The following is a 26783-nucleotide window of genomic DNA, read 5'->3' as shown; positions in this document are numbered from 1 at the left end:
GTCGGAGGGTGCGGCTTCGCCACTGGTCAACGTCTACACCTGGACACGGGCCCGGACGCCGGGGCAGGCCGTGCTGGAGAACGCCTGCCTGATCGGTCGCACCGCCAATGTGGCGTTGCCCGCCATGGTCCCGCAGTACGTCGGCCATCTGCTGTCGCTGGGTCTGGTCGAGACCGGTCCAGAGGATCCGTCGCAGAAGTCCGAGTACGAGGTGCTCATGGCCGAGCCCATGGTGTTGCGGGCGATCAAGGGCGCATCGCGCGGGCCACTCACCGCGCGGGTGGACAAGCTGACCCTGACGCTGTCAGGCCTGGGTCGCGGCCTGTGGGAGGCCGCGGTCCAACGGGACGGTTCGTAACCGCATGAGCGGCAGCGAGACAATTCTCGCGATCCAGACCTGGCAGGAGATCAAGGCAGATTTCGGCGTCAATTGGCTGATCTATCTGTCCATGCCGTTCGTCGCCGCCTTCGTCGGGTGGAGCACCAAGATCGTCGCGCTGGAGATGCTGTACCGGCCGATGGAGTTCAAGGGCATCGGCCTGTTCGGTTGGCAGGGCATCGTGCCCCGCCGCGCGGGCAAGGTGGGGTCCAAGACCATCGAGCTGCTCACCCAGAACCTTCTGAAACCCGAAGAGCTGCTGGAGAAGGTCGACGCCAGAGAAGCCGTCGATACGTTGCGCGAGCCACTGACCCAGGCGGTCGACGAGATCTCCCGCGACATCGCCGAGCAGATCCGGCCCGGACTGTGGGATTCACTGCCCGATGCGGCGCGCAAGGCGATCATGGCGCGCGTACACGATCAGACGCCGAAGATCGTGGAGAAGATGCTCACCGAGATGCGATCGGACCTCAACCGGTTCGTCGACATCCAGTACCTGGCGGTCACGACGCTGGTCCGGAACAAGGACAAGCTCAACAAACTGATGCGCGGGCTCGGCGACAACGCGATGGCCTTCGTCCGCCGCAGCGGGATCTACTTCGGGCTGGCGATCGGCCTGGTCCAGATGGTCGCATGGGCGCTGTTCCAGAATCCGTGGATCATGCCGGCCTTCGGCTTCGGCGTCGGTCTCATCAGTGACTACATCGCGCTCAACATGTTGTTCCGGCCGGTGCGGCCGACGAAATACCTCGGCTTCATCCCGTTCCAGGGCTTGCTGCACGCCGAGCGCGACAAGATCACCGCGGACTACGCGCGGATCCTGGCCCAGGACCTGTTCTCACCCGAGATCCTGTTCGACGGCGTGCTGCGCGGACCGGGCTCCGACAAGCTGTTCGCGCTGGTGGGCAAGGAGGTCGAAGCAGCCATCGATGCTCAGACCGGCATCGCGACCCCGCTGGTCAAATTCGCCGTCGGCACGCAGCGGTACAACGCCTTCAAGGACAACATGGTGAAGATGGTGCTCGAACGGCTCCCCACCACGCTGGTCGAGGCCCAGGACTACGCCATGAGCGCCCTGGACCTCGAGAAGACCATCGTCGACAAGATGGGCCAGCTCACCAACGAGGAGTACGAGTCGATCCTGCGGCCGGTGTTCAAGGACGACGAGCCCACGATGATCGCGGTCGGCGCCATCCTCGGTGGCGTCGTCGGCGAAATCCAGGTGCAGGTCATCGAGCACTTCGGCCACAGCCCCGAGGCCGTCGCACTGGCCCTGCTGCACCACTAGCCGGACCTATTTGCCGCCGGCCAGCAAGTCGCGAGACTGGAGAGCCAGCCAGAGCTGGGCGATGTCGGCGGTGTCGGACAGGCGGGCCCCGGTGAGCTCCTCCACCTTGTGGACGCGGTACAGCACGGTTTGCCGATGCACGTTCATCGCGGCCGCTGTGCGCTGCCAGGACCGCTGGTTGGCCAGGAACGCCTCCAGCGTCTCGACCAGGCCGGTCCGGTGCTGGGCGTCATGCTCGATCAGCGGGCCGAGCCAGCGCTCCACCATGGCCCGGGCATCCTCGACACCGCCCATGCCCACCCACGATGTCGCGGTGCCGTAGCGCACCACGGGATCCCCGGTCCGCTGCGCGGCGCCCAGTGCCCATGTCGCCTCGCGGGCGGACTCCGCCGAACGGGCCACGGTCTTGATCACCCGGCCGGCTCCGACCCTGGCGGTCGGGCCGAGTGCGGCGGCGATGGCCTCGATCGCCGCATCGGTTCCCGGCACCACCGCATGCGAGACCCCCGAACGGAACGCCGACACGTGGGGAATCCGGCGGCGCCACAACGCGACGTGCAGATCCCGCAGTCGCCGTTCGTCATCGCACGTGGCCGAGACGAACATCGACGTCGCCGGATCCAGCCCGGCGGACACCAGCTGACGACGCCCCACCCGTTGATCCATCCGCCCGTCGATGAGCTGCGCGGTGAGCTCGGCACCCGTGCGCCGGGTGTGTTCGAGCGCCAGGTAGGTCTGGGACAACTCCAGCGCGACGACGGTCGCGGCGTGCTGTATCAAAACTCCGTCGAGCGCGGCGCCGCCTTCGCGGATGACCGCCAGCACCGCATCGTCGTGCGTCGGTACCTCCCCGACCAGCACCTCGACCCCGCCTGCGGTGAGCACCGATCGCGCCCCGGCCGCCAGGGTGCCGTGCGATGCCGTGCGCACCGTCTCCTTCACGTCGTCCGGCGGGTGCGGGCCGTCAGGGTGATACGCCTCCCCGGTGACCCGGTCGCACACGTACACCGCGCATTTCAGTTCCTTCGTCAGCGCATCGGCGATTCGTGATCGTGCCGCGTCCCCTGCCGTGGAGTGGCGCAGCGCGTCATAGATGCGTGCCGTCCGCATCAGCCGCTGGGACTGTTCGAGCAGGGTGGCCTCGGCGACCGCGCGCGAGATCGCCACGAACGGCATCGGGTAACGGATCCACACCACCGGCAACTCGAGCCGCTCACTGGCGCGGGTGAACCGTTGGGTGAGGCGGGGGCAGAACATGTCCTCGCCGATCGCCAGTCCACTGGCACCCACGCGATGCAGCTCCTCGAGCAGGTTCTCCTGTTCGGCAGCGCCTGCCGGGAACGACATGCCGTTGGTCATCAACAGCTCTCCAGCGCTGACCCACTGCCAGGGTTCCGGCAGATCCGAGGTGTGTGTCCAGGTGACCTGTCGATCCAGCCCGGCCTCGCCGGAGTGCAGTCGCAGCTGAAGGTGCGGCATATCCAGCAACTCGCGCACCGTGATGCTCACGTGCCAACCCTCCTCACCGCGAGCGACCGTGTCTGTACGGCAACACGCCGCAATCAGCGTACTTTCGCGGTCGCTCGCGGTGCTGGTTGTCACCCGTGCAGGTGGAGCGGTGCTCCGGACACTGCCATCAGCGCCTCCCCCAACGCCTCGTTCTGCGTGGGGTGGGCGTGCACGAAGCGGGCGGCCTCGTCAGCCTTGACGCCCAGGTTGTAGAGCATCTGGGCTTCACCGATCAGCTCGGAAACCCCGTGGCCGATCATGTGCACGCCCGCCACCGTTCCGGCCGGGTCGACGACGAGCTTGATCGCCCCGGACGCCTTGAGGATCTGGCTGCGCCCGTTGCCTGCCAGGTCGTAGGTGACGGTTTCCACGCCGTCGCCGTAGCGTTCCCGCGCCGCCTCCTCGGTGAGCCCCACCGAGGCGATCTCGGGGTTGCAGTAGGTGACCCGAGGGATACCGAGGTCCGCGACGGGTTCGGGATTGCGCCCGGCGATCTGCTCGGCGACGAAGATGCCCTGCTGAAATGCCCGGTGCGCCAACTGGAGTCCACCGACGATGTCGCCGATCGCATACACGCTCGGCACGCTCGTGCGCAGTGCGTCGTCGGTCACCACGAACCCGCGGTCGAGTGTCACCCCGGCCTCGGCGAGTCCGAGATCGGCGGTACGTGGGGACCGGCCGACGGCTACCAGCAGCACATCGGCGGACAACTCGTCGCCGGACTCCAGGGTCACGCGCACTTCGCCGCGATCGGTGGCGACCGCGGAGAGGCGGGCTCCGGTCTTGGCGGTGATGCGGCGGCGCCGGAACAACCGCTCCAGGTAGGTGGAGATGGCGGCGTCTTCGTTGGGCACCAGCCGTGGCAGTGCTTCGACGATGGTCACCTTGGTCCCGAACGACGCCCAGAGACTGGCGAATTCGACGCCGATCACGCCGCCGCCGAGGATGATCGCCGATTCGGGGATGGTCTCCAGTTCCAGGGCCTGATCGCTGGTGAGCACCCGATCGGACGGCGCGATGAGTCCGGGGAGCTTCGGCGCCGACCCGGTGGCCAGCACGATCGACTTTCCGGTGATGGTGGTGCCGTCGACCTCGACGGTGGTGGGCCCGGTCAGCCGGCCACGGCCGTTGACGACGGTGATGCCGAGGGTGTCGATCAGCCCGGAGAGCCCCTTGTGCAGGCGTGCCACCACCGTGTTCTTGAAGCCGTGCAGCTTCTCGGGGTCGACGCCGTGGAAGGCCACGTTGACACCGAATTGTGCTGCGGTGCGCGCGGTGTCGGCGACTTCGGCCGCATGCAGCAGCGCCTTGGTCGGGATGCAGCCGCGGTGCAGGCAGGTGCCGCCCACCTGGGCCTCGTCGATCAGGATGACCGACAACCCGAGCTGCGACGCACGGATCGCGGCGGCGTACCCGCCGGGGCCGCCGCCGAGGATGACGACATCTGCTGCACTCACGGAACGCTCCTTGAAAGTTTGATTGCGGTACGCGCCTGGGTGTAGAGCCACCCGGCCCGGTAGGACGAACGCACCAGCGGGCCGGACATCACCCCGAGGAAGCCGATCTCGCGGGCGATGCCGTCGAGGTCGGTGAATTCCTCTGGGGTGACCCAGCGTTCGATGGGGTGGTGCCGCGGCGTGGGCCGCAGGTACTGGGTGATGGTGATCAGCTGGCATCCGGCAGCATGCAGATCCCGCAGGGCCTGCACGATCTCCTCGATCGTCTCCCCCATGCCGAGGATCAGGTTCGACTTCGTGATCAGGTCCTGGCTGCGGGCCCGCTCGATCACCCCGAGCGAGCGCTCGTAGTCGAAGCCGGGCCGGATGCGGCGGAAGATGCGCGGCACGGTTTCCAGGTTGTGCGCCAGCACTTCCGGGGCGGCATCGAACACTTCGTCGAGTTGCTCACGGGTACCGGTGAAATCGGGGATGAGCAGTTCGACGCCGGTCCCCGGGCAGGCAGCATGGATCTGGCGGACCGTCTCGGCATACAGCCACGCGCCGCCGTCGGGCAGGTCGTCGCGCGCCACCCCGGTCACCGTCGCGTAGCGCAACTGCATGTGTGCCACGGATTCGGCCACCCGCCGGGGTTCATCCCGGTCCAGCGGCTCGGGGCGGCCCGTGGCGATCTGGCAGAAATCGCAGCGCCGCGTGCATTGGTCACCGCCGATCAGGAAGGTCGCCTCGCGTGCTTCCCAGCATTCGAAGATGTTGGGGCAGCCCGCTTCCTGGCACACCGTGTGCAGGTCGTTGCGCTGCACGAGCGAGGCCAGCTCACGGTATTCGGGCCCGGTCCGCAGCTGCGTCTTCATCCAGGCCGGTTTGCGTTCGACCGGGGTCTGCGCGTTGCGGACCTCCAGGCGCAGCAGGCGGCGGCCTTCGGGGGTGACGGTCATATCCTTCAGCATTCGACGACGTTGACGGAGACGTTGACGGCCAGCCCACCCATGGATGTCTCCTTGTACTTGGCGCTCATGTCCATCCCGGTGGCACGCATCGTCTCGATGACCTGGTCCAGGCTCACCCGGTGGGTGCCGTCACCGCGCAGCGCCATGCGGGCGGCGTTGATCGCCTTGCCCGCCGAGATGGCGTTGCGCTCGATGCACGGGATCTGCACCAGGCCACCGATCGGGTCGCATGTGAGGCCGAGGCTGTGCTCCATGGCGATCTCTGCGGCATTCTCCACCTGTTGCGGTGTGCCACCCAGGATTTCGGCCAGACCACCGGCGGCCATCGACGCCGCGGAGCCGACCTCACCCTGACAACCGACCTCGGCACCCGAGATCGAGGCCCGCTCCTTGTACAGCGATCCGATGGCTCCGGCGGTCAGCAGGAAGCGGACGGTGGTGTCGTCCGGGTCCGCGATTCCGGCCGGGGTGTAGCGCAAGGCGTAGTGCAGCACCGCCGGGATGATCCCGGCCGCACCGTTGGTCGGCGCGGTCACGATCCGGCCGCCCGACGCGTTCTCCTCGTTGACCGCGAGTGCCACCAGGTTCACCCAGTCCTCGGCGAAGGCCGGATCACGCTGCGGGTCTTCGGCATCGAGCCGAACGAACCAGTCCTGGGCCCGGCGGCGGACCTGCAGGTTGCCCGGCAGATAGCCGCCGCGGGCCATCCCGTTGGCCTGGCAGGCGACCATGACGTCGCGGATGTGCAGGAGACGCTCCCGCACCTCTGCTTCGCTCCGGTTCACGCATTCCTGCCGCATCATCGCCTGGCTCACCGACAGCCCGTCCCGCTCGGTCTGGGCAAGCAGCTCGGCGGCCGAGCGGAACGAATCGTCGGCCGCTGCTCCCGCCGCTTCGCAACGGGGCGGCGAGGTTTCGGTGACGACGAAGCCACCCCCGACCGAGAAGTACGTCTCGCGGTAGAGCACGTCACCACCGGCCGACAATGCCGCCAGCGTCATGGCATTCGGGTGCTGGGCGAGCTGGCGGCCCGGCTGCAGATGCATGTCGGATTCGGTCAGCGCGATGACGATCCGTCCGGCCAGCTGGATCTTCCCGTCGGCCCGAATGGTCGCCAACCGACGTTCCATCTCGTCGGTCTCGATGGTCTCGGGCCGGTAGCCCTCGAGACCCAGAAGGATGGCCGGCATGGTGCCGTGCCCGGCGCCGGTCGCTGCCAGCGAGCCGAACAGATCCACCGTGATCTCGGCGACGTGATCGACCATGTCACGACCGACGAGTTCGTCGACGAACATGCCGGCCGCCCGCATCGGGCCGACGGTGTGTGAGCTCGACGGGCCGATCCCCACCGAGAACAGGTCGAACACGCTGACCGCCATGGCTACAGCCCCGGGTAGAGCGGGAACTGTTCGGCCAGCGTACGTACCTGCGCCGCAAGGTCTTCGGTGTCGGCGTCGGCCTCGGCGATGAGCGCGGCGGCGATGATGTCGGCGACGCGGGCGAACTCCTCGTCACCGAATCCGCGGGCGGCCAGCGCCGGGGTTCCGATGCGCAGCCCGGAGGTGACCATCGGCGGCCGGGGATCGAACGGCACCGCGTTGCGGTTCACCGTGATACCGACCGCGTCGAGCCGGTCCTCGGCCTGCTGCCCGTCGATGGCGGCGTTGCGCAGATCCACCAGCACCAGGTGCACGTCGGTGCCGCCGGTGAGGACGGTGATGCCCGCGTCCTTGACGTCGGGCCGGCTCAGCCGCTCGGCCAGGATCCGCGCGCCACGCAGGACCCGCTGTTGACGTTCGGCGAATTCCGGCTCGGCGGCCATCTTGAATCCGACTGCCTTGGCGGCGATGACGTGCTCCAGCGGTCCGCCCTGTTGTCCGGGGAACACCGCGGAGTTGATCTTCTTGGCGATGTCGGCCTCGTTGGTGAGGATGACGCCGCCGCGGGGCCCGCCCAGGGTCTTGTGGGTCGTGGACGTCACGACGTGGGCGTGCGGCACCGGCGACGGATGCAGACCGGCGGCGACCAGTCCCGCGAAGTGCGCCATGTCGACCATCAGGTAGGCACCGACCTCGTCGGCGATCTCGCGGAACCGGGCGAAGTCCAGCTGCCGCGGGTACGCCGACCATCCGCCGATGATCAGCTGCGGCCGGTGTTCCCGCGCTGCTTCGGCAACGGCATCCATGTCGACGAGGAAGTCCTCTTTGGACACCCCGTACGCGGCGACGTTGTACAGCTTTCCGGAGAAGTTCAGTCGCATGCCGTGGGTCAGGTGTCCACCGCAGTCCAGGGACAGGCCGAGGATGGTGTCGCCCGGATTGATCAGCGCGTGCATGACCGCGGCGTTGGCCTGCGCACCCGAATGGGGTTGCACATTGGCGAATTCCGCTCCGAACAACGACTTCACCCGGTCGATGGCCAGCCGTTCGATCACGTCGATGTGTTCGCAGCCGCCGTAGTAGCGCCGGCCCGGATACCCTTCGGCGTACTTGTTGGTCAGCACCGAACCCTGCGCCTGCATGACCGCGAGCGGAGCGTGGTTCTCCGAGGCGATCATCTCCAGGCCCAGCCGCTGCCGGTGCAGTTCGTCGCCGATGGCCGAGTAGATCTCGGGGTCGAAGTCGGCGAGGCGTTCGTCGAGGACGCTCATGTCTAGGCCTCGCTCTTCTCTGCGTATTCGGCTGCGGTCAACAGGTTTCCCGCCTCGGTCGCCTGCACCTCGAACAGCCAGCCCTCGCCGTAGGGGTCAGACGTGACGAGGGCGGGATCGTCGACGGCTGCGGTGTTGACCGCCGTGACGGTGCCGCTCACGGGCGGGTAGAGCTCGGACACGGTCTTGGTGGATTCCACCTCGCCGCAGGTTTCGCCTGCGGTGATGGTGGACCCGACCTCGGGCAGGTCCAGGTAGACCAGGTCACCGAGCGCGGCGGCGGCGACCGAGGTGATCCCGACCTTGACCGGGGTGTCCGGCAGTGCGGCGCCGGGTGCGATGAGCACCCACTCGTGCTCTTCGGTGTAGCTACGGTCGTCGGGGATTGTCTGAGTGGTCATGTCGGGTCCTTTCAGCTGCGGCGGTAGAACGGCGCCGGGGTGATTTCGAACTGTTCTTTCTTGCCGCGGATGTCGACCTGGACGACGGTTCCGGGTTCGGCCAGGCCGGTGTCGAGGTAGGCCAGCGCGATCGGGTAACCAAGGGTCGGCGACAACGCGCCTGACGTCACCAGTCCCACCGCGGCGCCGTCGGTGTTCTCGACGGTGTAACCGGCCCGGGCCGCGCGGCGGGTCGCGCCCTTCAGCCCGACCAGGACACGGGAGACCGGAAGCTCGGAAAGCCCTTGCAGCGCATCGCGTCCGACGAACTCCTTGCCCAGGCGGACGACCTTGCCCAGGCCGGCCGCATACGGGTTGAGTTCGCGGGTGAGCTCGTGCCCGTAGAGCGCCATTCCCGCCTCGAGTCGCAAGGTGTCGCGGCAGGCCAGGCCCGCGGGCAACCCATCGACCTCGGTGGTGGCCGCCAGCAGGGCCCGCCACAACTCCACCGCCTGCGCATTGGGCACGTAGAGCTCGAAGCCGTCCTCGCCCGTGTAGCCGGTACGCGCCAACAGCACATCGATCCCGGCGACCTGCGCCGCGGTCACCGCGTAGTACTTGAGATGTGCGACCAGTTCCAGCTGCTCGTCGGGCACCAGTGAGCTGACGATGCCTTCCGCCGCGGGCCCCTGAACGGCGATCAGCGCGGTGCTGGTCGACTGGTCGTCCACGTCGGCGTCGAATTGCGCGGCCCGGCCGGCCAGTTCGCGTGCCACCGTGGGAGCGTTCGCGGCATTGGCCACCACCAGGAAGCGGTCGTCGGCGAGCCGGTAGACGACCAGATCGTCGATCACGCCGCCGTCGGCGTCGCACATGAGCGAGTACTTGGCCCGGCCGGTGCCGATCTTGGATGCCTCGCCGACCAGGGCGAAGTCCAGCGCCTCGCCGGCCTGAGCTCCGGTGATGGCGATTTCGCCCATGTGGGACAGGTCGAACAGCCCGGCGGTCTCACGGACTGCCTTGTGCTCGGCCAGTTCACTGCCGTACTTCAGCGGCATTGCCCAGCCGGCGAAGTCGGTGAACGCGGCACCCAGTGCCCGATGTTCGTCGAGCAGCGGTGAGGCCGGGGTCTGGTTGTCGGTCATGCAAAAACCTCCTGGAGGATCTCGACGGTGTCGGTCTGGAATGCCTCTGGCGCAGGGCACGAGCAGGCGAGGTTGCGGTCGCCGTGCACGCCGTCGATGCGGCGGACCGGCGGCCAGTACTTGTTGAGCCGCAGGGAGGCAACGGGATACGCCGCGTACTGCCTGCTGTACGGCAGGACCCAATCGGCATCGGTGACCTGCTCGGCGGTGTGCGGGGCCTGCCGCAACGGGCTGTTCTCGAGCGCCCACTCTCCCGAGCCGACCCGGCTGATCTCGTCGTGGATGTTGATCATGGCCTCGATGAACCGGTCCAGTTCGGCAAGGTCCTCGGATTCGGTGGGCTCCACCATGAGAGTTCCGCTGACAGGGAAGGACAGGGTCGGGGCGTGGAAACCGTAGTCGATCAACCGCTTTGCCACATCCTCCGCGGTCACTCCGGTGCGCTTGGTGATCTCGCGCAGATCGAGGATGCACTCGTGTGCGACCAACCCGGTTTCCCCGGTGTAGAGCACCGGGTAGTGCCCGGCCAGCGATGTCGCCAGGTAGTTGGCGCCCAGCACCGCGGCCTTGGTGGCCGCGGTCAAGCCGTCGGGGCCCATAAGTGCCAGGTATGCCCAGGTGATCGGCAGAATGCCGGCCGAACCGTAGTTGGCCGCCGATACCGGCGCCGGTCCGTCCTGCAGCGGGTCACCGGGCAGGAACGGGGCCAGGTGGGCGCGGACCGCGACGGGTCCGACGCCCGGGCCGCCGCCGCCGTGCGGGATGCAGAACGTCTTGTGCAGGTTGAGGTGTGACACGTCGCCGCCGAACTCGCCGGGTTTGGCAAGTCCCACAAGTGCGTTCAGGTTGGCGCCGTCGACGTAGACCTGGCCGCCTGCGCGGTGGACGAGGTCGCACACGGTGCGGACATCGGTTTCGTACACCCCGTGGGTGGACGGGTAGGTGAGCATGATCGCCGCGACCTGCCCGTCGTGGTCGGCGAGCTTGGCCTGAAGATCGTCGTGGTCGATGTTGCCGTTGGCCGCCGTCTTCACGACGACCACGCGCATCCCGGCCAGGACGGCCGAGGCCGCATTGGTGCCGTGTGCCGACTGCGGGATGAGGCAGACGTCGCGGTGGTCCTCGCCGCGGGACCGGTGGTAGGCGTTGATGGCCAGCAGGCCCGCGAGCTCACCCTGGGATCCGGCGTTGGGCTGCAACGAAACCCGGTCGTAGCCGGTGATCTCGGCCAGCCAGGATTCCAGATTGCCGATCAGCTCGAGGTACCCCGCGGTCTGTCCGGCAGGCGCGTACGGGTGGATACCGGCGAATCCGGGCCAACTGATCGGTTCCATCTCGGCCGCGGCGTTGAGCTTCATGGTGCAGGACCCGAGCGGGATCATGGTGCGGTCCAGCGCCAGATCCCGGTCCGAGAGCTCCCGCAGGAAACGCAGCATCGCGGTTTCGGATCGATGCGTTCGAAACACGGGGTGCTGCAGGTACTCCGATGTGCGAAGCAGATCGGCAGGCAGCGCGAACGGACGATCGGTGGCCACCGGCGAAGCGCCGAACACCTCGAGCACGCGCCCGATCACGTCGTCGGTGGTGCACTCGTCGCAGGCGATGCCGACATGGTCGGCGTCGACCAGACGAAGGTTGATACCGGCCCGGTCGGCGGCCGCCACGATCTCGTGGGCGGTGCCAGGGACCCGCACCAGCACGGTGTCGAAGAACGAGTCGTGCGCGATCTCGCGCCCCGCGGCACGCAGACCGTCGGCCAGCGCGACGGCATGCCCATGGACACGGGTTGCGATGGCGCGCAGCCCTTCCGGTCCGTGGTAGGCCGCGTACATGGCGGCGACGTTGGCCAGCAGTGCCTGCGCGGTGCAGATGTTGCTGGTCGCCTTGTCGCGGCGGATGTGCTGCTCGCGGGTCTGCAGTGCGAGCCGGTAGGCGGCCTTGCCGGCCACATCGACCGATACCCCGACCAGGCGGCCGGGCAGCATGCGCTCCAGACCGGAGCGCACCGCCATGTAGCCGGCGTGGGGACCGCCGAAGAACAGCGGAACGCCGAACCGCTGCGCCGAGCCCACCGCGATGTCGGCGCCCTGCTCGCCGGGGGCCGTGATCAGGGTCAGCGCCAGCAGGTCGGCGGCGACCGTGGTGAGCATGCCGCGCTCGTGTGCCGCGGCGACGAGCGGGGCGAGGTCACGCACCACTCCGCTGGCGCCCGGGGACTGGAAGACGACGCCGAAGGCGTCGCCCTCGGGCAGCGCCCCGGTCAGGTCGGCGACCACCACCTCGACGCCGACGGCTTCGGCCCGCCCGCGTACCACCGCGAGCGTCTGCGGCAGGCAATCGGCGTCCAGCACCACACGGTTGGACGACACCGTCTTGTTGGCCCGCCGCATCAACAGCACCGCCTCCATCACCGCGGTGGCCTCGTCCAGCAGCGATGCACCGGCGACCGGCAGCGCCGTGAGGTCCTCGATCAGCGTCTGGAACGTCAGCAGCGCCTCGAGCCTGCCCTGCGAGATCTCCGGCTGGTACGGCGTGTAGGCGGTGTACCAGGCCGGCGACTCGAACATGTTGCGGCGCAGGACCGCGGGGGTGATGGTGTCGTGGTAGCCGAGGCCGATCATCTGGATCCGCGGCTGATTGCGGTCGGCCAGCTCGCGCAGTGCCGCGAGCACCTGCTGTTCGGATCGCGCGGCGGGCAGCCGCAAGCCATCGGTGCAGCGGATCTGCCGGGGCACCGCGCTGTCGATCAACTCATCGGTGGTGGCGAATCCGAGAACTTCGAGCATGCGCCGCTCGCCCACTCGGTCAGGGCCGATGTGTCGGTCACGAAAAGAGTTGTCGTCGTGGACAATTGCGGTGCACTCAGGCATGAGGTGACTCCGGTTTCGGGCATCGCGATTACACGATGCGTCGTGAAGTGACACCTCCCCGCTCTGTCCTGAAACCTGAGAGTTTTAGCGCGTTGCGCCTTTCCCCTTCGGTAAGCCCGATCCTGCGATCGCGCTGTTCTCCAGAGTTGTCTCGACACTGCGGTATTGGGCCTGAGAGATTCCCGGGGAGGAGTTGCTCCTACGGCGCCTCCGGAATCGGAGGTTCTCCCACAATGCGTCATCGACGTATTGAGTTATGTGACGGATGCTACTCGATCATTGCGCCGTGGCCGCAACCTCACCGTTGACGGGCAGATTCGACTGCCGTCCGGCGACCATGAGCGACACGATGTCGAACACCACCGTGGCCGCCGCCACGCTGGTGATTTCGGCATGGTCGTAGGCGGGGGCCACCTCGACGACGTCGGCGCCGACGATGTTGAGGCCGGACATCTTGCGCAGCATCTTCAGCAGCTCGCGCGAGGTCAGGCCACCGGATTCGGGGGTGCCGGTGCCCGGGGCGAACGCCGGGTCGAGCACATCGATGTCGATTGAGAGGTAGACCGGGAGGTCGTCGACCCGGCGGCGCACCACGTCGACGGCCGCGTCGGTGCCGATCACGTCGAGGTCGCCCGCCCGGATGATCTTGAATCCCATGCGGGCGTCGTCGTCGAGATCGATCTGGTCGTAGATCGGGCCGCGGATGCCGACGTGGATCGAGTGATCCTCGATCAGCAATCCCTCCTCGAACGCCCGGCGGAAGATCGTGCCGTGCGTGACCGGCGCGTTGAAGTAGGTGTCCCAGGTGTCCAGGTGCGCGTCGAAGTGGACCAGCGCGACGGGACCGTGCTTCGCGTGCAGGGCCCGCAGGTTCGGCAGCGCGATGGTGTGGTCACCGCCGATGGACACGATCCGACGGTCGCCGCCGGCCAGGATGTCGGAGGCGTGATCCTGGATCTGCTGGCAGGCCTCGGCGATGTTGTACGGCGTCACGGCGACGTCTCCGGCATCGACCACCTGCACGTGCTCCAGCGGCGCGACGCCGAGTTCGACGTGATAGCCGGGACGAAGGGTGCGCGCGGCCTGCCGGACCGCCATCGGACCGAACCGGGCACCGGGACGGTAGGAGGTGCCGCCGTCGAAGGGCACGCCGAGGATCGCGATGTCGTAGTCGGACACCTCGTGGATGTCGGCGATCCGGGCGAAGGTGCCCTTCCCGGCGTAGCGCGGGACCTGGGTGGCGGGCAGTGCGCCGATGATGCCGTTATGCGTGCTCATCTGTGGTTTCCAGCCTTTCGACTCGCCGGGTGTTGACAGTCAGCATCACTCCCGGTGCACACCCGTAGCGAGCAGATAATGCCCAAACACTGACGAGTGCCTTTGAGCAATCGCACAAGCGCCTATCGTCAGAGCCGCACGTCAGCCACTGATCGACGGAGGTCCGCGATGCGTCTGTCCACCCGTAACCAGCTCACCGGCACGGTCACCGAGGTCACGATCGGCGCCGTCATGGCGACCGTGAAGGTCAAGCTCGACGGCGGTGACCAGATCGTCACGGCCTCCATCACGAAGGAAGCCGTCGAGGAACTGGGTCTCGCGCCGGGCACCGCGGCGACGGTCCTGGTCAAGTCGACCGAGGTGATGCTCGGCGTCGACTGACGTCGGGTACGCCGCCTCAGCCCGCCTGCAGCAGGTCCACCAGCGCAACGGCCAGGTCGTGCAGGCCGGCGTCGAGCGAGTAGCTCTCCTCGGTGGTCCAACTGATGACGCCGCCGACCAACGCGCCGACGATGATGTCGGCCAGGGTGCGCGGATCGTGTTTACGCGTGACCTCGCCCCGCGCGACACCGTCCTCGATCAATTCGACGAACGTCTGGTGCAGCCCGTAGCCCCGCGGCAGCCGCAACCCGGTGGTGGCGAACATCGCCCCGATCAGTTCGCGGTAGGTGTCGCCGGACCGGGTCAGCGTGCCGGCGATGTCGTCGAAGAGCCCGATGAGTCGCGCAGGCACCGGCTCGCCCGACCGGTCGCGCAACACCTCCTGCAGGTTGAGCAACCGCTGCTCGGCCAGCGCGGCCAGCATGTCCTGCCGGGTGGCGAAGTGGTTGAAGAAGGTCCGGTTCGCAACGTCGGCCCGCTCGCAGATGTCCTCGATCTTGGTGGCGTCGACGCCCTGCGACAGGAACAGATCGAATGCGGCCTGCAGTATGCGCTCGCGCACTTCCTGTTTGCGCCGCTGCGTTCGATCCATGGCCACCGACCTTACCGATGGCCCGGCAAAACCGGTCAGCTGCACAGGGATTCCGACAGGTCCCACAGCTGGGCCGCCCGGTCCGGATCGACCGCGTACGGAACGAGCTCGGGCCGGATCCGGCAGTCCGCCAGGTACACCGAGCCGACCCCGGCCAGCTCCGGGCTCACCGCGGCCCACACCTGCGTCGCCGCCCCCTGGTCCGGGAGCACGAAGTCGTGACGGACGTCGATACGTTCGGTCCCTGCGCTCGGCCTGGCGGGCGTGATGTCGTTGAGCGCCGCGAAGTCGTCGCGGGTCATGTGCCGGGCCAGCGAGGTGGCGACGACGCCCGGGTGCACGCAACAGGCGCGTACCCCGTGGCCGCCGAGCCGCCGGTCGAGTTCGACCATGTGCAGGATGTTCGCGGTTTTCGACGCCCCATAGGCGAGGAACTTGTCGTAGCTTCGCCGCTCCCAGTTGGGATCGTCGAGGTCGACGTCGGCCATCGTGTGGCCGTCCGAGGACAGGATCACCACCCGGGCCCCGTCGGCGGCCGACAGCTGCGGCGTGAGCAGGCGGGTCAGTTCGAAATGGCCGAGATGATTTGTCCCGAACTGCATTTCGAATCCGTCGGCGGTGCGGCCGAATGGGGTGAACATGACGCCGGCGTTGTTCATCAGGACATCGATGACCGGGGCGATCCTGCTGATCGACTCGGCGCCGGCCCGGACACCGGCCAGCGAGGCCAGGTCCAGCCGGGCCGTGGAGACTCGCGCCCCCGGCGCCTCGGAGCGGATCCGATCCGCGGACTCGGTCAACGCCTCAGGGCTGCGTGCGGCCAGCACCACATGGGCACCGGCCACGGCCAGGGCCAGCGCCGACTCACGGCCGAGTCCTGAAGTGGCCCCGGTGATCACACACGTCTTGCCGCCCAGATCGATCCCGTCGACCATGTCGAGGGCGGTGGGTGCGGTCGGTACAGACATCTATGCCTCTCTGCCTGCCGCGGCCAGGCGCCACAGCGGGGTCACCGCATCAGGGTCGCACGATTCCTCGACGATCCATTTGCACATCCGCCGGATCGGTTCGATACCGTCCTGCGGTGCGGCGATGGGCACGCTGCAGGCATACCCCAGGGTGGTTAGCCGCTGCGCACCGAACAGTCCGAGGGTGTCGCGCAGTCGCCGCTTCAGTGACTCCGGGTAGATGCCGATCGTCTGGGTGTAGGAGTTGACGGCTTCGGTGACCTTGTCGATGCTGTCGACCGGCACCACGTTGGCCACCCGCCCGGACAGCATCGACGAGTAGTCCACCTGGGAGTCGAACTGCGACACGATGATCGCGCCCTCACGGTTTCGGCCACCGAACACCCGGTAGAAGTCCTCGGTCAACCGCGACGACTCCACATACTCGAGCAGGTCGCGGTTCGGATACCGCGGTGCGGTGCTGACGAACTCGGGCAGCGCGGTCAGTTCCTGGTAGATCATCTCGCCGAAGCGGTTCGCCGTGTCGACACCGGCCTCGTCGGTTCCGCTCAAGACGTAGATCACCCGGGCATTCGCACAGCCCTCCTGATTGGCGACGCCGATGTCGACCGCCGCCGCCCGGGCCACCTCACGCATTGTCGTCTCGTCGGCGAACGCCTCACCCCCGATGATGGTCGCGCTGCGTTTGGGGTCGAGCGAGATCAGTTCCAGCCCGGGCTGGATGTAGCGGGTGACGTGCTTGACCGACGCCAAACCGCCCCACGCGACGATCTTTTCGATGTGCTCGGGCCGGTACAGGGCCTCCTCGACCTCGACGTCGCCGCCTTTCCAGTAGCCGACCGAAAGATGTCTGGTGATGGGATGGCCGGGGGCCACCTCGGCCAGCGTCCGTGCGATGGCGACCGCGGTGAGCGGATCATTCGACGGCGCCTTGATGATCGCATCGGAGCGGGTGATCACCGACCGCAGGACCGTCACCGCCGAAACCAGTCCCCCATTGCCGGCCGGGATGTGCACTGTACGGGCGCCGAAGGCGCGCACCCGAACCTCGCGGCCGTCGGCCAGCCGGCGCGGCACCCACCCGTTGAGGTAATCCAGGCCGACCTCACTGTCGGCCACCTCCAACACGTTCGGCCGGGAAAACAGGGGCTGCAGAACGCGGTAGCTGTTCTCCAGCATCCGGGCCGGCAGGACATTGGCCACCAGTGCCGCCTCATACGCCTGCTGCAGATGGGGATTGGTGTCGAAGGCCAAGGCGTCGCCGAGAGCCTCCAGGACATCAAGGATCTCGTCGAAACTCAGCTCGTACAGGTCGGCCATCTGCGCCGGGCTGGACAACGGCAGCCGATCCACGATGCGGTACATGTCCGGAGCCTCGAATTCCGCCGCACCGCTGCGTGTTCCGAACGACACCAGATCATCGGTGATGAGCTCGCCGCGCAGGACGAGGGGAACGGCATAGGCGGCACTCATGATTCGAACGCCTTCATGAAGTTGACCGCCTCGTTGTGGACTTCATGGGTGGCCGCACACGTGATCCGGTCATCGTCGACGCCCTGTTTCTCGCTGTAGCGGATGATGTCGTGCTCGAAGGCGACGCTGGTCTGGCCGCACGGGCATTTCAGGTCCCAGTCGATCGTCACCTCGTCGCCGGAGATCGCGCCGCCCCAATGCGCCTTGAGGAGAAGGTCGTACACCGCCGCCCGTCCGGTCTGCCGCCCGGTGCGAGGCAGCGGCTCGCTGGTCTCCGGGTCGAGAACGAAGGGAATCACCCACGGCTGCACGTGATAGCGCCCCTCGCTGCACCCCCAGTGAAATGCGCTCTGCTCGGAAAAGCCGTAGCCCTCCTGGATGCGCTCGACCCCGAGGAACCGCCGGATCACGTCCATGTAGTCGTCCGGAAGCACGAAGCCTTTCATGCCGCCGCCGGTGAGGATCGCCGAGTCCGTGGCGAAGACGCCGGAGATGCCGCGATCCAGGCCGGCTTTGGCCACGTCGTACATCAGGTTGTAGGTGCCGATCATGAAAACCCGCCTACCGGCCAGCTTCTCGGTGATCGTGGTGAAGAACTTGTCCAGGTCCTCGGGCTGGCGCGCCTGCATCGCGATGAACTCGTCCTTACGCGCGGACAGCGCCGGGTCGATCACCAGCCGGTCCAGTTCACCGCGCGACGCCGCCGCACGCATCTTCGAGGCGAGGAACATCAGGTCGGTGTCGACCGCCTCTGGATAGAGGGCATGGAACTTGGTCTCGTCGCCGCCGGTGAACCCACCCTTGATCATGTCGGCGATACGCAGGTGGCCGAGCTTGCCGCTGGCGAAGTTCGGCCAGATCACCTCGACCTTCGGATTGAGTTCCGCGGCAGTCGGTTCGGTACCGAAGGTCTGGAACAGGCAGATCTTCCACAGGATCATGCCCTCGCGAGCACCCTGCTTGTCCTTGGGGATGATCGACAGCGTGCCGGTGGTCCCGCTGGAGGTGATCACCTCCAGCGGCGTCTGCCGATCGAGCCGCTCGATCCAGTCGTCGATCCCCGTGCAGCCCTGGGTGTCGACCCCCGACAGGTCATAGCTGGTCAGCTTGCCCAGCCAATGGGTCAGCAGGTCGAAGCGCTTGTTGTCGACCAACACCGCGGGATACGACTTGTACGCGGTGTGCGGCAACAGCAGCGGGACGACGTCGTCGAACCGATGCAGCTCGTCGACGCCGAGCCGGTCCGCGAGCTTGCGCACGATCTCGATGCTGCGACGGTGCTGCCCGAACCTGATCGCCATCGCCTGCCGCTGCAGTTCTTCGAGCTCCGCGCGCGGCACGCTGTGCATCCGCGTCAGCGACTCCCCGAAGTATCCGATCGGGTCATCCATGAACTCTTCCACCGTGCGCCGATCCGGGGGCGCCGACTGCTGTGTCGTCATGGCATGACCGTACGCATCAATTGCAGTTCAATGCAAGCGTGCATTGTTATGCAATTAATAGTCCGCGGAATACCTCCGCGAACGACTCCGTTGCATGGACCATCGGCATAACTAAACTGGACGTACAGTTCAGATAGACAGAGAACAGGTGGTCAAAGACATGAGCGTTTGGTTCATCACCGGAGCTTCCCGCGGATTCGGATTGCAGATCGCCCGCGACGCACTCGCCCGCGGTCATCAGGTCGTCGCCACCGCACGCGATGCCGCCGCCGTCACCACCGCACTGGGCGAGAACGACAACGTGCTCGCCGTGGCCCTGGACGTCACCAACGAGGAGCAGGCGCGACAGGCCGCACAGGCCGCGGTCGATCGCTTCGGCCGCATCGACGTACTGATCAACAATGCCGGGCGCGGCCTGCTCGGCGCCGTCGAAGAAGCCACCGACGTCGAGGTGCGGGCGGTCTATGAGACGAACGTCTTCGGGCTGCTGACCGTCACCCGTGCCGTCACCCCGGTGCTGCGGGCCCAGCGGTCGGGCACCATCGTCAACATCTCCTCGGTCGGCGGATTCGTCGGCTCGCCCGGGTGGGGTGTCTACGCGTCGACCAAGTTCGCCGTCGAAGCACTCTCCGAGGCACTGCACGCCGAACTGCAACCGCTGGGCGTGCACGTCATGGTCGTCGAGCCCGGCTACTTCCGCACCGACTTCCTCGACTCGTCGAGCCTGCAGACCCAGCGCAATGTCATCGACGACTACGCCGACGGCCCCGCCGGCCAGATGCGCGTCGCCGCGGGGGAACGCAATCACGATCAGCCCGGCGACCCGGTGAAGGCCGCCAAGGCCATCATCGACGTCGTCGAAGCGTCACAGCCGCCGCTGCGCCTCCTGCTGGGCAACGACACCATCGCGGCAGTCGAGGGCAAGATCGCCCACGTCCAGAACGAGCTCGCACAATGGCGAAGTGTCTCGGAATCAACGGATTTCGACGATGTCGCCGCGAGCTGAGACTGCAGTCGGTGGGGCGGGCGAGGATTTCGTCCGCCCCACCGGCGCGCGCAGCGACCGCATCCACCAGGCGATCCTGATTGCAACCGCCGAACTGCTCGACGAGGGCGGATTCCCGTCGGCCACCATGGACGCGATCGCGGCGCGGTCCGGCGCCAGCAAGGCCACGCTGTACAAGCACTGGCCGTCGCGTACCGCCGTCGCGGCCGAGGCATTCGGCACCATGATGGCCGAAGCACTGCCGCTTCCTGACACCGGCAGCACCACAGGAGATCTCACCGAGCAGGTGGTGCGCGTCTCGGCGTTCTACGCCAGTGCCCGCGGTCAGGTGTTCGCTCAGTTGCTCGCGGCCTGTGTCGAGGATGCGAGCGGCGCAGCGTATTTTCGTGAGTACTTCCTCAACGGCCGCCGCGCCGCGATCACCGAGCTATGGCAGCGCGGGGTGGACCGCGGCGACGCCGACGCCGACATCGCGATCGACGATGTCATCGACATCCTGTTCGGCCCACTCATCTTCCGGCGCATGACCGGCCATTGCGCCCTCACTGAGGAACACGCACGCCGGCTGGCCGCGACCGCGCTACGGGGACTGCTTCCAGATACCGGCTAGTGGCAACCATCGACAACGCGTCGAATACGCAATGTAGAAACGTGGTACCGCCTGTGGTACCACGTTTTCAGATCGCATATACGCCGTCGTGGCGGTACTGCTGTTACTACTGAGCCTTGGCTCACCCGCACCCGCAGGTCTCCCCCACCCGCAGCACGGGCGTCAGCCCCTCCCCGGCAACCGGGGCATCCCCGAGCAACAGGCCGAGCGCCTGGCGCGCCAAGGCATCGACGGGTTGTTGCACCGCGGTGAGCCGCACCTGCCCGTAATCGACGGCGCTGCCGTCGAAACCGACCACCCCGATGTCGCCGGGCACCCGCAGCCCCGCATCGCCGATCGCCCGGATCGCGGCGGCCGACTGACCATAGGTGCCCACCACGAACGCGCGCGGGACGTGTTCGACGCGACGCAGAAACTCTCCGACCGCGTCGTATGCGCCGGACGGGGTGAGATCGGTCCGGATGAGCGGGAGATCCTGACCCACGACGGAGGCGACGCCCTCGAACCGCTGTTGCACGGTTTCGCGGTCACCGTGATGAACGTCGTCCTCGGTGAAACCGCCGACGAATGCGATGTCGCGGCAGTCATGGACATCCAGCAGGTGTCGGGCGACGAGTGCGCCGGCATTCACGTGATCCACCCCGACGATGTCGGCTTCCACGTCACCGCGGATGTTGTGCATCCACACCACCGGAATACGTTCCTGCCGACACAAATTCGCCGTTCCGGGGGCGTTCGCCGCACCGACCACCAGCAGTCCGTCGACACCGACTTCGGCGAACGCGGCCGCGAACTCAAGTTCACGCTCGGGGTCGTAGCCGGTGTTACCGATCAATGTCAGGTGGTCGCGTGCCCGGGCTTCGATCTCGATCCGCCCCACGAACTCACCGAACAGCGGCAGCGTGAGGTCGGGGACCAACAGTCCGATCTGCCGCCATCGCCGCGACCGGCGCAGCGCCCTGGCCCGTACATCGGGCCGGTAGTTCAACTCGTCGATCGCACTGATCACCTTGGCCCGCAATAATTCTGACACCGGCCGCGGGCCGTTGTTGAGCACATAACTCACCACCGCCGTCGAAGTGCCGGCGCGGCTGGCCACATCTGCCAGTGTCGGACGTTTACCACTCACAACGGCTGGACCCTCCGCTCGTAGATGACGGCTCGAAAGAGTTTGAATCACCTCGATTGTGACGGTTCCGCCCACGCTTCGCCTGCTTACGCTAATCGATTAGAACCGTAACGAGGAGGACCCGTGGTTGTAACCGGACATTGGTGGAGTAACTGACATGGCATTTGTACGTCCTAGCGGAGTCAGCTACCTCGATCCCGACCTTGTCCACGACAGTTACATCCTGTTCACCGGCGCCGACGGAACCACCCGGGTGATCGACCTCAACGGCACCGTGGTGCACGAGTGGCCGTATGCCGGTGTCCCACCGCGCATTCTGGACCCTGCCCTCAACGACGGGCGCCTGGGCGACGTCGGGGTGCAACTGTCCGACAGCGACGACGCCCGCGGCGGCATCTACGCCAACGGCACCGTCGGCCAACTCGACTGGGACGGCGAGATCGTCTGGGAGTGGGGCACGCAGGCGCCTGACGGTGCGGCCCGGCAGAACCACGACTGGGAACTGTTGCCCAACGGCAACCGGTTGATCCTGGTCACCGTTCCCCGTGTGGTGGCCGCTCTCGGTGAGCACACCGTAGGCGATCAGGGACTTTACGAAGTCACACCCGAAGGCGAGATCGTCTGGCAGTGGCTGGCCGGCGATCACCTCGACGAGTTCGGATTCTCCGAGGCGGGATGGGATGCCCTGCGCCAGACCGTCGCTCGCGACCCTGATGATCCCTGGGGATACCTGGAGATGAACAGCGCCAAAACCCTTGGGCCCAACCGGTGGTATGTGGATGATCCGGGCTCCGTCTTCCACCCCGACAACATCCTGATCAGCTTCCGCAAGGCCAACATCGTCGCCCTGATCGACAAGTCGTCCGGAGCCATCGCGTGGAAGCTGGGCCCCTACTACGACGCCGAGTTCGGCGCCCAGCATCAGCGGATCAACGTGCACAAGGTGCCGCGCCCGGTCGATCAGACCTCCGGTCAGCACAACCCCCACATGATCGCCGCGGGCCTTCCCGGTGCGGGCAACATCCTGGTGTTCGACAATCAGGGCGGCGCCGGATACCCGGCCGCACCGCTGGGCATCTACGCCGGGTCGCGGATCCTCGAAATCGATCCCGCCACCAAGGAAATCGTGTGGCAGTACACCGCTGAAGACTCGGGCCTGCCGTCCTGGACCTTCTTCAGTTCGTTCGTCAGCAATGCCCAGCGACTTCCCAACGGCAACACCTTGATCACCGAAGGGATGCAGGGACGGTTGTTCCAGGTCACCCCCGACGGTGATGTGGTGTGGGAGTACCACAGCCCCTACCAGGGTTACGGCGTGGCCGGTGAGCCCGAAGTCAAGCAGACCAGGGTGCCCGGGGTCGACCGGCTCACCCGGACCGCGCTGGTGTACCGATCGCAGGCCGTGCCGTTCGACTGGGTGCCCGCGGGGGTCTCGCGCGAACCGCTGCACGCAGTCGGGACTGAATCGGAAAGCCTTCCATGACAGCCGGTTTGGCGGTCCGGACACCGGCCGCGAGCGCGGGCCGATACCCGGGCCCGGCCCGGGTCCGGTCGGCGTTCGCCCGGTTGGGTGTCCTGGGCTGGACGGTCGCCGGCCTGGGGATCGCCGCGGCGTTGTGGTCGCTGGTCGTGGCGACCGGGCGGTTCCCGCGGCAGCTGTTCCCGAGTGTGCCCGAGATCCTCGCCGCCGGGCACACCCTGTGGACCGAGGGCCTGCTGGCCGACGACATCGTCGCCAGTTTGCGCAGGGCGGCAGTCGGTTTCGCGATCGGTGCCGCCACCGGGATCGTCGTCGCGGTGTTCACCGCAACCACCAAGGCGGGGCGCAACCTGCTGCAACCGGTTCTGCGGGTGTTCTCGCCGATCCCGACGATCGGCCTGGTCCCATTGGCGATCCTGTGGTTCGGGCTGGGCGAGAACAGCAAGCTCCTGGTCATCGCGCTCGGCGTCTTCGTCCCGGTATGGATCAACAGTCATTCCGGGTTGGCGAGCACACCGGTCGACTATCTGAAGGCCGCCCGCTGCCTGGGGGCCGGCCGCTGGCAGACGTTGTCCAAAGTGGTGCTGCCCGAGGCCGCCCCCGATATCGCATCGGGCCTGCGGGTGGGGGCCGCGATGGCGTTCGTGCTCATCGTGGTGGCCGAGATGACCGGCACCACTGCGGGTATCGGCTACCGGATCTCCCAGGCACAGCTGTTCTCCCAGGCCGATCGGCTGATCTTCTGCCTGATCATCCTCGGCATCGTCGGCGCGCTGTGCGACCTGTTGGTCGCCTCGGTCACGTCCCCGTTCACCCGTTGGGCTCAAGAGGAGCGCTGATGGCCATCCAGACCCACGATCTCGTGGTGAAGTTCCCCGGCAAGCAGGAGCCGACGCTCAAGGGCATTTCCCTGACGATTCCCGACGGCTCGTTCTCCGTCCTCGTCGGCGCGTCCGGCAGCGGCAAATCGACACTGCTGCACTGTCTGGCCGGACTGATCACCGCGACCACGGGCTCGGTGACCGACAGTGGCGAGGCAGTCACCGCACCGCATCCCCGACGCGGCGTCGCCTTCCAACGCGATGTGCTGTTCCCGTGGATGACGGTCGCCGACAACATCGACTTCGCCCTGGCGGCCCGGCGGCTGTCAAAACCCGAGCGCCGGGACAAGATCCACGAACTGCTCGACTTGGTGGGCCTGCGTGACGAGGTGGCCACCCAGCGCCCCGGTGAGTTGTCCGGCGGTATGCGCCAACGGGTCAGTATCGCCCGCGTGCTGGCCGGGGAGCCGACGGTGATGCTGATGGACGAACCGTTCGCGGCGCTCGACGCACTCACCCGGCTGCGCATGCAGGATCTGCTCATCGATCTGTGGACGCGGTTGAACCGCACGATCGTCTTCGTCACGCACGACATCGACGAGGCGATCCGGCTCGGCGACACCGTCAGCGTGCTGCGCGACGGGCAGATCGCCGATCAGATCACCAACCCGTTGAGCCGGCCCAGGCCCGCCGACGCGCTGGCGGACCAGCCCGGCTACAGCGAGATCCGCAAGACCCTGCACCACCAGCTCGGCATCGACCACGCCGCGCACTGATCCCCTACCCCCACAAAGGAAACCCATACCGTGAAGACTCCTCTTCGGCGCATCGTCGCCGCGGCAGTTGCCGCTGCCGCACTGGCCGTGACAGCCACCGCCTGCACCGACTCGGGCACCGCGAACGCCGATCAGCTCACCGTCGGATTCGTCGTCGACCCGTCCTGGGCGCAGATCCCCGTCGCCGCCGACACCGGCCTGTTCGGCAAGCACAACGTGAACGTCAAGGTGGTGAACTTCCAGTCCGGCGTCGAGGCACTGCAGGCCGCGGCCGCCGGTCAGGTCGACATCACCACCGCCGCCGATGTGCCGACCTCGGCCGCGCTGACCCGTACCCCCACCCTGCGGGTGATCGCCGACGGTTCCCGCTGGGAAGGCTCGCGTATCGTCGCCCGGCGCAGCGCGGGCATCAACACCGTCGCGGATCTGGCCGGCAAGTCGATCGGCACTCCATTGGGCACCAGTGCTGCCTACTTCGTGTCGAACGCCTTGGCACAGAACAACATCAAGGCTGAGCTCGTCCAGGTCGCCCCGTCGGCGATCGTGACCGCCGCCACCCAGCGCAATGTCGACGCCGTGTCGATCTTCCAGCCCTACCAGGCGCAGACCATCAAGGCCCTCGGCGACGACGCCGTGGCCCTGACCGGCGGAACCTACAACCAGCACAGCCTGTTCGTCGCCACCGAATCGGCTGTCTCGACCAAGGGCAAGGCGATCACCGCGTTCCTGGCCGCACTCGGTGACGCCGGCGCCGCCCTGTCCCAGCACGACAAGGCCGCCGTCGACGCCGTCGCCAAGGCCACCCAGCTGGACCCTGAGCTGTTGGGCACCGTGCTCGGCGAGTTCGACTTCACTCTGCAGCTGAAGCCGGACCTGGCGGACAAGCTGGCCGAACTCGGGGCGTGGGCCAAGACGCAGAAGTCCATCGACCCGGGCACGCAACTGCCGGACTACGCGAAGTTCCTCGACAACCAGTTCCTGCCGCAGTCGGCACCCTAGGCACGGAGCCCTCGGCCGACACAATGGAAGCCATGACCAGAAATCGCCTACTCGCCGCTGCGGCCGCTACGGCCGCAGCGGCCGTGGTCACCAGCTGTGCGACGGCCGCCCAACCCGGGCTGCATCCCGGGCAGCTACTCACCGCTCGGCCGCTGACCACCACCGCCGCGCTGCCCAGCGGTGAGACCCGGTTGATCACCTACGTCTCCGACGATGCGCACGGCCAACCCATCGTGGTGTCAGGCACAGTGGCCGTCCCGAAGTCGCCGCCGCCCGAGGACGGCTGGCCGGTGATCTCCTGGGCCCACGGCACCACCGGCTACGCCGACACCTGCGCCCCCTCGGTCGATACGCCCGACGGTCTGGCCCACGACTACCTCGGACCGGTGACCACGATGCTCGACACCTGGGTGGCGCGCGGCTACGCCGTCGTCCAAACCGACTACCAGGGGCTGGGCACCCCCGGCGGGCATCCCTACGTCGACGGCACCAGCGAGGCGAACACTGTCACCGACATCGTGCGGGCGGCCCGCGAACTGAACTCCGGCATCGGCACGGACTGGGTTGCCATCGGTCACAGCCAGGGCGGGCAGGCCGCGTTGTTCACCGCCCAGGATGGTGGGCAGCGCGCACCCGAACTCGACCTGAAAGGCGCGGCGGCACTCGCGCCCGGCGGGGTGGGGATGAGCCAGGCAGTCGACTTCGTACGCTCCGGAAGTCCGGACGCCGTTGGAACACAGGCTTTCCTGCCACTGCTGGTGCTCGGCGCCGCCGTGGTCGATCCGGGCATCGAGCCGGATGAGATCTTCACACCGCAAGCGCAGCCCTTGTTGACCGCGGCCCGCACTGCGTGCATCGGTCAGATCCGCGCCGTTGCACCGGTGCCGTCGGCACAGGTCTTCGCGGCGGATGCGAATGTGACCCCCCTGCAGGACTACCTCGGCCGCCAAGATCCGACCCGCCTCAGCCCGGGGGTACCGGTCATGATCGCGCAGGGCACCGCCGACACCGCGGTTACCCAACCTGGTGTCGACGCACTGGCAAAAGCCATGTGCGACAAGGACGTCGCAGTCGACTACCGGGTGTATGCCGGTCAGGACCACCGTGGCGTCATCGGCGCCTCACTACCGGACGTCCAGGACTTTGTGAACACGGTGATGGACGGGAAAACGGTCAACACCTGTCCACGCTGACACCTAC

Annotated in this window: 24 protein-coding genes and 1 riboswitch; of the genes, 10 read left to right on the top strand and 14 right to left on the bottom strand. The window is 67.3% G+C overall.

Translation table 11 applies throughout. From position 1 onward, the window contains the following. Together TX88_RS05895 and TX88_RS05890 are read left to right on the top strand one after the other, a co-directional pair. A partial coding sequence (locus TX88_RS05895; RefSeq protein WP_044515350.1) for an Abi-alpha family protein occupies positions 1 to 358 on the top strand: 358 nt, incomplete at its 5' end. Positions 359 to 362: 4 nt separating this feature from the next. Continuing rightward, positions 363 to 1667: a DUF445 domain-containing protein gene (locus TX88_RS05890; RefSeq protein ID WP_044515348.1), complete on the top strand. Its 1305-nt coding sequence runs from the start codon at positions 363 to 365 to the stop codon at positions 1665 to 1667. Between the two features lie 6 nt (positions 1668 to 1673). On the opposite strand, the gene TX88_RS05885 is transcribed toward TX88_RS05890, so the two are convergent. The 9 genes from TX88_RS05885 to speB all read right to left on the bottom strand — a co-directional run bounded on the left by TX88_RS05885 (position 1674) and on the right by speB (position 13906). Beyond that, a complete protein-coding gene (locus TX88_RS05885; protein WP_049924858.1) occupies positions 1674 to 3176 on the bottom strand; it encodes a PucR family transcriptional regulator in 1503 nt (500 codons plus the stop codon). 89 nt (positions 3177 to 3265) lie between these two features. After that, positions 3266 to 4633 carry a dihydrolipoyl dehydrogenase gene (lpdA, locus tag TX88_RS05880; RefSeq protein WP_044515347.1) on the bottom strand — a complete coding sequence of 456 codons (1368 nt, stop codon included), beginning with the start codon at positions 4631 to 4633 and terminating at the stop codon, positions 3266 to 3268. Continuing rightward, complete coding sequence (gene lipA / locus TX88_RS05875; RefSeq protein WP_044519140.1) at positions 4630 to 5571, bottom strand: lipoyl synthase; 942 nt, start codon at positions 5569 to 5571, stop codon at positions 4630 to 4632. The genes lpdA and lipA overlap by 4 nt, the downstream gene beginning before the upstream one ends. 5 nt (positions 5572 to 5576) lie before the next feature. Then, the gene (locus tag TX88_RS05870; RefSeq protein ID WP_044515345.1) at positions 5577 to 6962 is read right to left on the bottom strand and encodes an L-serine ammonia-lyase; all 1386 of its coding nucleotides are present in this window, start codon (positions 6960 to 6962) and stop codon (positions 5577 to 5579) included. A 2-nt stretch (positions 6963 to 6964) separates the two neighbouring features. After that, the gene (gene glyA, locus TX88_RS05865; RefSeq protein ID WP_044515344.1) at positions 6965 to 8233 is read right to left on the bottom strand and encodes a serine hydroxymethyltransferase; all 1269 of its coding nucleotides are present in this window, start codon (positions 8231 to 8233) and stop codon (positions 6965 to 6967) included. A 2-nt stretch (positions 8234 to 8235) separates the two neighbouring features. Further along, positions 8236 to 8634, bottom strand: a complete 399-nt coding sequence (gene gcvH, locus TX88_RS05860; protein WP_044515342.1) for a glycine cleavage system protein GcvH — start codon at positions 8632 to 8634, stop codon at positions 8236 to 8238. An 11-nt stretch (positions 8635 to 8645) separates the two neighbouring features. Continuing rightward, positions 8646 to 9758, bottom strand: coding sequence for a glycine cleavage system aminomethyltransferase GcvT (gene gcvT / locus TX88_RS05855; RefSeq protein ID WP_044515341.1), 1113 nt, complete (start codon positions 9756 to 9758; stop codon positions 8646 to 8648). Beyond that, positions 9755 to 12628, bottom strand: a complete 2874-nt coding sequence (gcvP, locus tag TX88_RS05850; RefSeq protein ID WP_044515339.1) for an aminomethyl-transferring glycine dehydrogenase — start codon at positions 12626 to 12628, stop codon at positions 9755 to 9757. The genes gcvT and gcvP overlap by 4 nt, the downstream gene beginning before the upstream one ends. A gap of 150 nt (positions 12629 to 12778) precedes the next feature. Then, positions 12779 to 12869, bottom strand: a riboswitch (glycine riboswitch). A 35-nt stretch (positions 12870 to 12904) separates the two neighbouring features. Continuing rightward, positions 12905 to 13906: an agmatinase gene (gene speB / locus TX88_RS05845; RefSeq protein WP_044515338.1), complete on the bottom strand. Its 1002-nt coding sequence runs from the start codon at positions 13904 to 13906 to the stop codon at positions 12905 to 12907. Positions 13907 to 14074: 168 nt separating this feature from the next. Here speB and TX88_RS05840 point away from each other — a divergent pair, with 168 nt between their 5' ends. Next, positions 14075 to 14287 (top strand): TOBE domain-containing protein, encoded by a 213-nt coding sequence (locus TX88_RS05840; RefSeq protein WP_044515336.1) that lies wholly within the window; start codon positions 14075 to 14077, stop codon positions 14285 to 14287. 16 nt (positions 14288 to 14303) lie between these two features. On the opposite strand, the gene TX88_RS05835 is transcribed toward TX88_RS05840, so the two are convergent. Genes TX88_RS05835 through TX88_RS05820 form a run of 4 tightly spaced genes read right to left on the bottom strand, consistent with a single transcriptional unit; the run spans position 14304 to position 18762 of the window. Next, positions 14304 to 14879, bottom strand: a complete 576-nt coding sequence (locus TX88_RS05835; protein WP_044515335.1) for a TetR/AcrR family transcriptional regulator — start codon at positions 14877 to 14879, stop codon at positions 14304 to 14306. 35 nt (positions 14880 to 14914) lie between these two features. After that, positions 14915 to 15847, bottom strand: a complete 933-nt coding sequence (locus tag TX88_RS05830) for an SDR family NAD(P)-dependent oxidoreductase (protein WP_044515333.1) — start codon at positions 15845 to 15847, stop codon at positions 14915 to 14917. Beyond that, positions 15848 to 17320, bottom strand: a complete 1473-nt coding sequence (locus tag TX88_RS05825; protein WP_044515331.1) for an acyl-CoA reductase — start codon at positions 17318 to 17320, stop codon at positions 15848 to 15850. After that, positions 17317 to 18762, bottom strand: coding sequence for a long-chain-fatty-acid--protein ligase (locus TX88_RS05820; protein ID WP_044515330.1), 1446 nt, complete (start codon positions 18760 to 18762; stop codon positions 17317 to 17319). Before TX88_RS05820 ends, TX88_RS05825 begins: the two co-directional genes overlap by 4 nt. 160 nt (positions 18763 to 18922) lie before the next feature. On the opposite strand from TX88_RS05820, the gene TX88_RS05815 reads away from it, so the two are divergent. Then, the gene (locus TX88_RS05815) at positions 18923 to 19768 is read left to right on the top strand and encodes an oxidoreductase (RefSeq protein WP_044519139.1); all 846 of its coding nucleotides are present in this window, start codon (positions 18923 to 18925) and stop codon (positions 19766 to 19768) included. After that, a complete protein-coding gene (locus TX88_RS05810; protein WP_044515329.1) occupies positions 19752 to 20378 on the top strand; it encodes a TetR/AcrR family transcriptional regulator in 627 nt (208 codons plus the stop codon). Before TX88_RS05815 ends, TX88_RS05810 begins: the two co-directional genes overlap by 17 nt. Positions 20379 to 20499: 121 nt before the next feature. On the opposite strand, the gene TX88_RS05805 is transcribed toward TX88_RS05810, so the two are convergent. Beyond that, entirely contained in the window at positions 20500 to 21477 is a 978-nt protein-coding gene (locus TX88_RS05805; RefSeq protein ID WP_044515327.1) for a LacI family DNA-binding transcriptional regulator, read from the bottom strand. Positions 21478 to 21664: 187 nt separating this feature from the next. On the opposite strand from TX88_RS05805, the gene TX88_RS05800 reads away from it, so the two are divergent. The 5 genes from TX88_RS05800 to TX88_RS05780 are packed head-to-tail and all read left to right on the top strand — an operon-like array spanning position 21665 to position 26776. Further along, positions 21665 to 22990: an aryl-sulfate sulfotransferase gene (locus TX88_RS05800; RefSeq protein ID WP_044515326.1), complete on the top strand. Its 1326-nt coding sequence runs from the start codon at positions 21665 to 21667 to the stop codon at positions 22988 to 22990. After that, positions 22987 to 23826 carry an ABC transporter permease gene (locus TX88_RS05795; RefSeq protein WP_044515324.1) on the top strand — a complete coding sequence of 280 codons (840 nt, stop codon included), beginning with the start codon at positions 22987 to 22989 and terminating at the stop codon, positions 23824 to 23826. The genes TX88_RS05800 and TX88_RS05795 overlap by 4 nt, the downstream gene beginning before the upstream one ends. Continuing rightward, entirely contained in the window at positions 23826 to 24584 is a 759-nt protein-coding gene (locus TX88_RS05790) for an ABC transporter ATP-binding protein (protein ID WP_044515323.1), read from the top strand. The genes TX88_RS05795 and TX88_RS05790 overlap by 1 nt, the downstream gene beginning before the upstream one ends. 30 nt (positions 24585 to 24614) lie before the next feature. Further along, a complete protein-coding gene (locus tag TX88_RS05785) occupies positions 24615 to 25583 on the top strand; it encodes an ABC transporter substrate-binding protein (protein ID WP_044515321.1) in 969 nt (322 codons plus the stop codon). 32 nt (positions 25584 to 25615) lie between these two features. Continuing rightward, entirely contained in the window at positions 25616 to 26776 is a 1161-nt protein-coding gene (locus tag TX88_RS05780; protein ID WP_044519138.1) for a lipase family protein, read from the top strand. Positions 26777 to 26783: the final 7 nt, after the last annotated feature.

It is taken from the genome of Mycolicibacterium septicum DSM 44393 (assembly GCF_000455325.1).
Classification (GTDB): domain Bacteria; phylum Actinomycetota; class Actinomycetes; order Mycobacteriales; family Mycobacteriaceae; genus Mycobacterium; species Mycobacterium septicum.
This window is presented reverse-complemented; position numbering and strand designations above follow the sequence as displayed.

Bases quoted from the DNA above. Each gene is read 5' to 3' on its own strand.
- TX88_RS05890 (WP_044515348.1), top strand. From the start codon at position 363: ATGAGCGGCAGCGAGACAATTCTCGCGATCCAGACCTGGCAGGAGATC.
- lipA (WP_044519140.1), bottom strand. From the start codon at position 5,571: ATGACCGTCACCCCCGAAGGCCGCCGCCTGCTGCGCCTGGAGGTCCGC.
- TX88_RS05870 (WP_044515345.1), bottom strand. From the start codon at position 6,962: ATGGCGGTCAGCGTGTTCGACCTGTTCTCGGTGGGGATCGGCCCGTCG.
- glyA (WP_044515344.1), bottom strand. From the start codon at position 8,233: ATGAGCGTCCTCGACGAACGCCTCGCCGACTTCGACCCCGAGATCTAC.
- gcvH (WP_044515342.1), bottom strand. From the start codon at position 8,634: ATGACCACTCAGACAATCCCCGACGACCGTAGCTACACCGAAGAGCAC.
- gcvT (WP_044515341.1), bottom strand. From the start codon at position 9,758: ATGACCGACAACCAGACCCCGGCCTCACCGCTGCTCGACGAACATCGG.
- gcvP (WP_044515339.1), bottom strand. From the start codon at position 12,628: ATGCCTGAGTGCACCGCAATTGTCCACGACGACAACTCTTTTCGTGAC.
- speB (WP_044515338.1), bottom strand. From the start codon at position 13,906: ATGAGCACGCATAACGGCATCATCGGCGCACTGCCCGCCACCCAGGTC.
- TX88_RS05840 (WP_044515336.1), top strand. From the start codon at position 14,075: ATGCGTCTGTCCACCCGTAACCAGCTCACCGGCACGGTCACCGAGGTC.
- TX88_RS05835 (WP_044515335.1), bottom strand. From the start codon at position 14,879: ATGGATCGAACGCAGCGGCGCAAACAGGAAGTGCGCGAGCGCATACTG.
- TX88_RS05830 (WP_044515333.1), bottom strand. From the start codon at position 15,847: ATGTCTGTACCGACCGCACCCACCGCCCTCGACATGGTCGACGGGATC.
- TX88_RS05825 (WP_044515331.1), bottom strand. From the start codon at position 17,320: ATGAGTGCCGCCTATGCCGTTCCCCTCGTCCTGCGCGGCGAGCTCATC.
- TX88_RS05820 (WP_044515330.1), bottom strand. From the start codon at position 18,762: ATGACGACACAGCAGTCGGCGCCCCCGGATCGGCGCACGGTGGAAGAG.
- TX88_RS05815 (WP_044519139.1), top strand. From the start codon at position 18,923: ATGAGCGTTTGGTTCATCACCGGAGCTTCCCGCGGATTCGGATTGCAG.
- TX88_RS05810 (WP_044515329.1), top strand. From the start codon at position 19,752: ATGTCGCCGCGAGCTGAGACTGCAGTCGGTGGGGCGGGCGAGGATTTC.
- TX88_RS05800 (WP_044515326.1), top strand. From the start codon at position 21,665: ATGGCATTTGTACGTCCTAGCGGAGTCAGCTACCTCGATCCCGACCTT.
- TX88_RS05795 (WP_044515324.1), top strand. From the start codon at position 22,987: ATGACAGCCGGTTTGGCGGTCCGGACACCGGCCGCGAGCGCGGGCCGA.
- TX88_RS05790 (WP_044515323.1), top strand. From the start codon at position 23,826: ATGGCCATCCAGACCCACGATCTCGTGGTGAAGTTCCCCGGCAAGCAG.
- TX88_RS05780 (WP_044519138.1), top strand. From the start codon at position 25,616: ATGACCAGAAATCGCCTACTCGCCGCTGCGGCCGCTACGGCCGCAGCG.